The following is a 7,058-nucleotide window of genomic DNA, read 5'->3' as shown; positions in this document are numbered from 1 at the left end:
CGAGGTGTGGCGCTCGCCGCACGCCGTCATCGGCGGTTCGGACGCCGGCGCGCACCTCGACATGATGTGCGGCGCAATCTATACCACGTCGCTGCTTGGCCATGGAGTCCGCGAGCACCAGGTGGTGACGCTCGAGGAGGCGGTCCGGCTGCTGACCGATGTGCCGGCCCGGCTTTACGGGCTGGCCGAGCGGGGCCGGATCACGCCGGGCTGGCACGCCGACTTGGTGTTGTTCGACCCGACCACCATCGACCACGGGCCGGAACGCACCCGCTACGACTTGCCTGCGGGCGCACCGCGGTTGGTCGCCGACGCCCGGGGCATCTCGTCAGTGTTGGTCGGCGGCGTCGAGGTATGTCGCGACGGTGTCGCCACCGGGGCGCTGCCCGGCACCGTGCTGCGATCCGGTCGCGACACCCAGACGGTCTCGGTCTCGTGACCCCGGCAGTCGAAGAATTCGACCCGACCGAATTGCAGGGCGGGCTGCTCATGCAGGTGGAAAACGTGCACGAGCGGCTGCGCGAGGCGCGGTCGCAAAACCGGGTGATGGTCGGTAGCCCGTTCGCCGAAACCTCAAGCCAGACATTGGGTTCCGCCGGGGTGACGGTGCTGGGCTACGACGAATGCCAGGCCGTGCTCACGCACCCCGACACGTTCTCGTCGTCGATCTATTCTCAAGTCATGGGCCCGGTGATGGGTCGCACCCTGCTCGAACTCGAAGGTGCCGCCCACCGCGCCAGCCGGGCCCTGGTGTCACCGTCGTTCCGCGCCGCGTTGCTCGACCGCTGGCGCGCTGAGCTGGTAGAGGTGGTCGTTCACGAACTCATCGACATCATCGCGCCGCGCGGACGGGCCGAGCTGGCCCGCGATTTCACCTTCGCATTTCCGGTACAGGTCATCGCCCGAATCATGGGTCTACCGCGGCAGGATTACCCACGGTTCCAACGGCTTTCGATCGAATTGCTCAACGTCGTCTACAACTGGGATTGCGGAATCGCCGCATCTGCGGCGTTGAAGGCGTACTTCACCGAGATTCTGGCCGAGCGTCGGAGCAATCCGCAGGACGACCTGATCACCATGCTGTCGCAGTCCGAGATCGACGGAACGCAACTGACTGACGACGAGATCTTCGCGTTCCTGCTGCTTATCTTGCCCGCCGGCGTGGAAACGACCTACCGCGCTTCGGGCAACCTACTGGTCGCCCTACTCACCGAGCCGGACCACCTCGATGCGTTGCGGTGCGACGGCCGCAAGTTGCATGCCGCCTTCGAGGAGGCGTTGCGCTGGGAGCCGCCGATCACCACGGTGATGCGGATCGCGGCCCGCGACTGCGATCTCGGCGGGGTCGCTATTCCGGCCGGAACAAATGTCAGCGTCAGTGTCGCTGCCGCCAACCGGGATCCGAACCGTTACCCAGATCCGGATCGCTTCGATCCTTCCCGCCGCAACATCGCACATTTGACGTTCGGCGGCGGGCCGCACCTTTGCCTGGGCATGCACCTCGCGCGGATGGAGGCGGCGGTCGCGATCAGCGCGCTACTGGACCGGCTGCCTGATCTGCGGTTGGATCCGAGCGCCCCGGCGCCGCACGTCACCGGCATGGCGTTTCGATCCCCGGCGGCGCTGCCGGTCGTATTCGCCGGCTGCTGAGTCTGAAGAGGATGGGCTACTTCTTCGCGCCGACCAGCGGCGGCCGCACCACCGGCTCCTTGATGCGGTGCGTTACCGATGCCCACGCCGACGGCGAATAGTGCGTCGTTACTTCCTCGAACCCGTCGACCCGCGAAACGCTGAGCACACCAGTTTCTTGATTGATGGCGAGCGTGTCGCCCTCGGCCGCGTGGACCTCTTCTCCGTCAAGCAGTCGGATGATGAACACGATGCTGTCCTCTCGTTAGAGTGCGGCTCGCCCGATCGTAGGATCGATCCCCTCACGAGCCAGATCCATAGTGGGACCGAGACGTGAACGGTTTGAAAACGTGCAATGACAACCAATCACAGGCTGCCCCGGCCGGCGACCGCGCACCGCGACGCCTGGTCGCAAGCGACGATCGCGTTTACCGCTCGGCCCGTGCTCAGGCCGCATGTGTTGCGAGACCCGCGGTTAAAGTCAGCGGTACCAAAAGTGCTGCTGACCAGGAACGCGGACCGCGCAGCACGTCGTTTGGCTCAGGGAGAGTCACCGGCGTTTCATAGGTTAGGCTACATTTACTAAGCGTGACCGAAGTCGGTGTCGAAACAAGCCCTGTCGCCACCCCGTCACTGTCCTTCCCACTGCCGACCCAGATCGCGCCAGCTGGCCTGGCGGCCGAGCTGGCCGCGACGCTGCCCGAACGCGACGGCGAGGAATACCTGCTCTATGAGCATGACGGTCAGTGGGTGCTGGCGTTTGGTGTGCTGGCCATGGTCGAGTTGGACGAGCTGCGGATCATCCGCGATGGCGTCACTCAGCGACAGGCGTGGTCCGGGCGGCCGGGGCCGTCCTCGGCGAGGCCGTCGACCGGCTGCTTTTGGAATCCGATCAGGCCTTCGGCTGGATCGCGTTCGAGTTCGGCGCCTATCGGTTCGGGCTACAAGATCGCTTGGCGCCGCAGACTCCTTTGGCGCGGGTGTTCTGGCCGCGAACCCGCATCGTGGTCAGCAACGAAACGGTCCGTTTGTTCGACGCCGACGAACGCCACCGCGACGCGGTTGCCGGTCTGCTCAGCGACGGACTACCGGCCGCACGGTCGCCCCGCGCAATCGATGTCGGTGCCGACACCACGGATTACCGCGCGCGGGTAGGCGCAGCGATCAGCGAGATCGCCGCCGGCCGCTATCACAAGGTGATCCTGTCGCGGTGTGTCAATGTGCCCTTCCCGCTGGACTTTCCGTCCACCTATCGGCTGGGACGGCAACACAACACCCCGGCGCGTTCGTTTCTCTTGCAGCTCGGCGGTTTTCGGGCTCTTGGTTATAGTCCCGAGGTGGTCGCAGCCGTGCAGGATGACGGTGTGGTGCTCACCGAACCGTTGGCCGGCACCCGGGCGCTTGGTCATGGCGCCGTCCGCGACCGGCAAGCCCGCGACGATCTGGAATCGGACAGCAAAGAGATTGTCGAGCATGCCATCTCGGTGCGCAGTTCGCTGCTGGAAATCACCGAGGTTGTCGAACCCGGCAGCGCGGCCGTCGTCGATTTCATGACGGTGCGTGAGCGTGGCAGCGTGCCGCACCTCGGGTCGACAGTGGCCGGCCGGCTGGAACCGTCCAAGGACCGGGTGGACGCGTTGGAGACACTGTTTCCCGCGGTCACTGCCTCAGGTATCCCCAAAGCGGCCAGTGTGGACGCCATCCTGCGGCTGGATGAAAGCCCCCGTGAACTGTATTCCGGTGCGGTCGTGATGTTTTCGGCCGACGGCGGGCTTGACGCAGCGCCAACACTGCGCAGCGTCTACGAACGTGACGGGCGAACCTGGCTGCGGGCCGGGGCAGGCATCATCGCCGCCTCGGATCCCGACCGGGAATTCGAGGAGACTTGCCAGAAGCTAGCCACGCTGGCGCCTCATCTGGTTGCTCGCGGGCAATAGCGCTAGCCGACGTCGGCGTCGGGCGAGCGCTCCAAATATTCGGCAAGGATGCTGCTGACCATTGATTCGATGGTCGATTCGATGGACGACGCCAGGGTGGCGGTGACGGATGCGACGGCCTGGCTCCGAAACCGCACCAGCATCGTGATCAGCTCGGCGATTTCGGTGTCGGCGGGCAGGGCTTCCCCCGGTTTGATCCTGTCGGCAACGTGTTCGGCGCCGGCCCGCACCAGCATCTCGCTGATCTGGTCGACAAGCGGGACAATGTGCTCGTGCAAGTCGATGAGTTTGTCCATGCTGATGCCGTAGCCGCGGATCTCGTTGAACGCATCGATCAGCTTGGGCCGTGTGATGGTGGCCTGGGCGCCATCAACGCGGATCACCTGCAGCGCGACCAGTCGATCGAATGCCTTGGCGTCGTTGACGAGTCGCTGCGCATCGGGCAGCGGCATGGTCTGCGACTTCTCGGCAGTCCAGGTGCCTACGATTGCGGATTCCAGGCCGAGCACGTCGCCGAGGTTTTTGCCTTCTTCCCAGGCGCTGAGCATCTCCCGGACGTGGGCGATGTTGTATCCGCGGTTGAGCATCGAAGTGATCAGCCGCAGCCGGGTCAGATGGGTGTCGTTGAACAGCGCAATGCGCCCGACCCGCAACGGTGGCGGTAGCAGCCCGCGGTCGCGGTAGACGCGAACGTTGCGAGTCGTGGTGCCGGCCAGCCGGGCCAGGTCGTCGATGCGGTATTCCCCGGACGTGGTCGCGCCGTGGGGGTGACGGACCGCCGCGTCGAAAAGTTGCGATACGGCGCTTTCGATCACCTCCCGCGATTGGCGCCGAACACGTTTGGGTGCGCGCCGCAGGTTAGCGAGGACGCCGGCGATGGTGCCGGTGTCTGCTCGTGACGCTCGGTCGGGTGCCATCGTTCAGGCGTCCTTAGACAGAGGTGCTGACGCGAATATCAGCGGTTTGAGCGACCGCTTCGTAGTCGGCGAACCGGAAGTTCCGCATCTGTCGAAGGTACTGGGTGGCGAAGCCGGGGTACATCGATGCGTTGAAGCCATCCTTGGTCAGATACCAACTGCTACAACCGGACATCCATGTCGTCTTGGTGAGTCGCTGTTGGATGCGGTTGTTGTAGCGGCGTTGAACCTCTTCACGAACGTCGAGATAACGCAAGTTGTTGTCCAGGATGGTGCTGACGCCGCGCACGACGTAGTCGAGCTGGCCCTCGATATACACCAGTAGCGAATTATGCCCCGGCCCGGAGTTGGGACCGGTCATGAAGAACAGGTTTGGATACCCGTGCGCGCTGGCGCTCTTGTAAGCCTGTGCACCGCCGGCCCATTCGGCGCTCAGCGAGCGTCCACCGAGTCCGGTGACGGGGAACGGCGGTCCGGTCAGGTGCACGTCGTAGCCGGTGGCGAATACGATGCAGTCCAGATGGTGTTCGATGCCATCGCTGGTGCGAATACCGACCGGACTCAATGTCGCGATCGGCCAGTCGATGAGCTTGCAGTTGTCGCGCTGCAGGGCGGGGTAGTAGTCGCTGGAGACCAGCATGCGTTTGCAGCCGGGGGTGAAGTCGGGAGTCAGCTGGCGGCGTAGCCACGGGTCTTTGACCTGGCGACGCAGGTGCGCGCGGCCCAGCCGAACCACCAACGACGTCAACGGGGTATTCCACACCAGAGCGGTGGCGCTGGCTTCGTGCCCCCAGAACAATGCTTGACGTGCAAGCTGTTGAACCGCAGGGGCTTTGGTGAACACGGTCTGCACAGCGGGCGGAGTGGCAATGTCCCAGCGCGGCAGCACCCAACCTGGCGTACGTTGGAAAACCTTGACGAACTCGGCTTGCTTCACCAGTTCGGGGATGATCTGAATGGCGCTGGCGCCGGTGCCGATGACTGCGACCCGCTTGCCGGCGAAATCATAGTCGTGGTCCCACCGGGCACTGTGGATTTTGTGCCCACGGTAGGAATCGATACCACGGATGTCGGGGAAGCTGGAGTCGGGCAGTGGCCCGGACGCCAGCACGACGGTGCGGGCCCGAAAACGCTTGCCGGCTGCTGTGGTTGCGGTCCACACGCCGGCGCCGTCGTCGAACGACAACCCGGTGACCTCCTGACCGAACTGAATGTGGCGGCGGATGTCGAACCGGCTGGCCATGTCTTCGAGGTGGCTTCGGATTTCGCCGGCCGGCGAGTAGGTTCGCGACCAGGTGGGGTTCCTGACGAACGAGAACGAATACAGCAGCGACGGGATGTCACAACTGGCACCGGGATAGCTGGTGTCGCGCCAGGTCCCGCCTACCTGGTCGCTGCGTTCCAGGATGACGACGTCGTGGATGTTGGCTTGCGCCAGCTTGATCGCTGCGCCGAGCCCGCTGAACCCGGCTCCGACGATCAGCGTCTCGTAGGTGCGAGTTCTCACCATGATCACGCCACCGGCTCGTGGGTGACTTCTCTCACCCAAGTGGGTACCGACGGCAGCAGGGGCCGCGGATACCGGTCGGAAAGCCACACCATCGAGTTGGCCAGCAGGTGGTACGGGTGGCGCGGATTCGTGACTACTCCGGCGTAGCGCCTCAGGAACCGATAAGTCGGTACCCGCCTCGTGTGTTCGCCGCGGTCGCCGAGCTCTTTGAATCGTTTCACCGCCTTGTAAAGCCGCTCGGGTTCCATACCCATGGCGGTGATCTCGTTGCGGATCCTGTTGATCAACGGCGCACCCATGATCGCGCCGATGATGAGACCCGGAGTGGCATTGTGACCGACGAAGTCGATCAGCAACCGTCGGATCTTCGCGTGCCCAATCATGTCGAGAACTTCGAAATCGACGACTAAATGGCGTGATTCGTCATTGTTGATCTTTTCGAACACCTGGTGACAAACCGGGTCGTGCACCTCGTCGAGGAGGAACTTCAACAGGGCGCCGTCCAGCGCGACTTCAAGCATCGGGATGACAGTGCCGAGCAATGACAGCGGCATGTCGTCGGCCCAGCGGTCCAGCCAGTCGATGGCCAGCCGGATATTCACGTTCGGCTCGGGAACTTCACCGGTCTCGAGCATGCCCCAGCGCTTCATCAGCGCCAATTCGGCGTTGGCGTGGCGCTGCTCCTCGGCGTGGAAGTAGCGGTAGATCTCGGCGATGGTCGGCGTGGGCGCCTTCTTGGCCAGGGCCGCGAAGCCTCTGGCGCCGATATTCTCGATCCAACACAGGTCGGCCATGAACGCCTTGAGCTGTGGCCGCTGTTCGTCGGTGATCATTTCGGCGCCCGGCGCATCCCAGTCGATGTCGGCAAGCGCCCATTGGCGATCCTTGATCTTGGCCAGCATTGCTTCCATGTCGATAGTCATGTGCGCCACTCCTCCTCATGCTTGGTGCTGTCAGAACGGGGCGACCCGGGATACCAGGCCCATTCCGCGGGTGAAAGTGGCCGGGACCAAACGTTTGACGTTCCAGCCGATCTTGGCTTCGATCTGCGGCATGCAATACAGC

Annotated in this window: 6 protein-coding genes and 1 pseudogene; 3 read left to right on the top strand and 4 right to left on the bottom strand. The window is 64.1% G+C overall.

What is annotated here, in order from left to right; genetic code table 11:
• A partial coding sequence (locus WBF82_RS03230) for an amidohydrolase family protein (protein WP_424381658.1) occupies positions 1 to 439 on the top strand: 439 nt, incomplete at its 5' end.
• A complete protein-coding gene (locus tag WBF82_RS03225) occupies positions 436 to 1,650 on the top strand; it encodes a cytochrome P450 (RefSeq protein ID WP_424381657.1) in 1,215 nt (404 codons plus the stop codon). The genes WBF82_RS03230 and WBF82_RS03225, both read left to right, overlap by 4 nt.
• 16 nt (positions 1,651 to 1,666) lie before the next feature.
• Here WBF82_RS03225 and WBF82_RS03220 read toward each other — a convergent pair whose 3' ends face one another.
• On the bottom strand, positions 1,667 to 1,879 hold the full coding sequence (locus tag WBF82_RS03220) for a hypothetical protein (protein WP_424381656.1): 213 nt from the start codon (positions 1,877 to 1,879) through the stop codon (positions 1,667 to 1,669).
• 434 nt (positions 1,880 to 2,313) lie between these two features.
• Between WBF82_RS03220 and WBF82_RS03215 the strand changes: the two are divergent.
• Positions 2,314 to 3,566 (top strand): annotated as a pseudogene (locus WBF82_RS03215) (salicylate synthase).
• 2 nt (positions 3,567 to 3,568) lie between these two features.
• Here WBF82_RS03215 and WBF82_RS03210 read toward each other — a convergent pair.
• Genes WBF82_RS03210 through WBF82_RS03200 form a run of 3 tightly spaced genes read right to left on the bottom strand, consistent with a single transcriptional unit; the run spans position 3,569 to position 6,916 of the window.
• Positions 3,569 to 4,483, bottom strand: a complete 915-nt coding sequence (locus WBF82_RS03210) for a MerR family transcriptional regulator (RefSeq protein ID WP_424381655.1) — start codon at positions 4,481 to 4,483, stop codon at positions 3,569 to 3,571.
• 13 nt (positions 4,484 to 4,496) lie between these two features.
• Positions 4,497 to 5,993, bottom strand: a complete 1,497-nt coding sequence (locus tag WBF82_RS03205; RefSeq protein WP_424381654.1) for a flavin-containing monooxygenase — start codon at positions 5,991 to 5,993, stop codon at positions 4,497 to 4,499.
• Between the two features lie 2 nt (positions 5,994 to 5,995).
• Positions 5,996 to 6,916, bottom strand: coding sequence for a ferritin-like domain-containing protein (locus WBF82_RS03200; protein ID WP_424381653.1), 921 nt, complete (start codon positions 6,914 to 6,916; stop codon positions 5,996 to 5,998).
• Positions 6,917 to 7,058: the final 142 nt, after the last annotated feature.

The organism is Mycobacterium sp., assembly GCF_049673265.1.
Classification (GTDB): Bacteria; Actinomycetota; Actinomycetes; order Mycobacteriales; family Mycobacteriaceae; genus Mycobacterium.
Note: the sequence above shows the minus strand (reverse complement) of the source record. Positions and strands in the feature narration are given on the sequence as shown.

Excerpts from the sequence above, each read along its gene's own strand:
- WBF82_RS03210 (WP_424381655.1), bottom strand. The coding sequence starts at position 4,483 with ATGGCACCCGACCGAGCGTCACGAGCAGACACCGGCACCATCGCCGGC.
- WBF82_RS03200 (WP_424381653.1), bottom strand. The coding sequence starts at position 6,916 with ATGACTATCGACATGGAAGCAATGCTGGCCAAGATCAAGGATCGCCAA.
- WBF82_RS03205 (WP_424381654.1), bottom strand. The coding sequence starts at position 5,993 with ATGGTGAGAACTCGCACCTACGAGACGCTGATCGTCGGAGCCGGGTTC.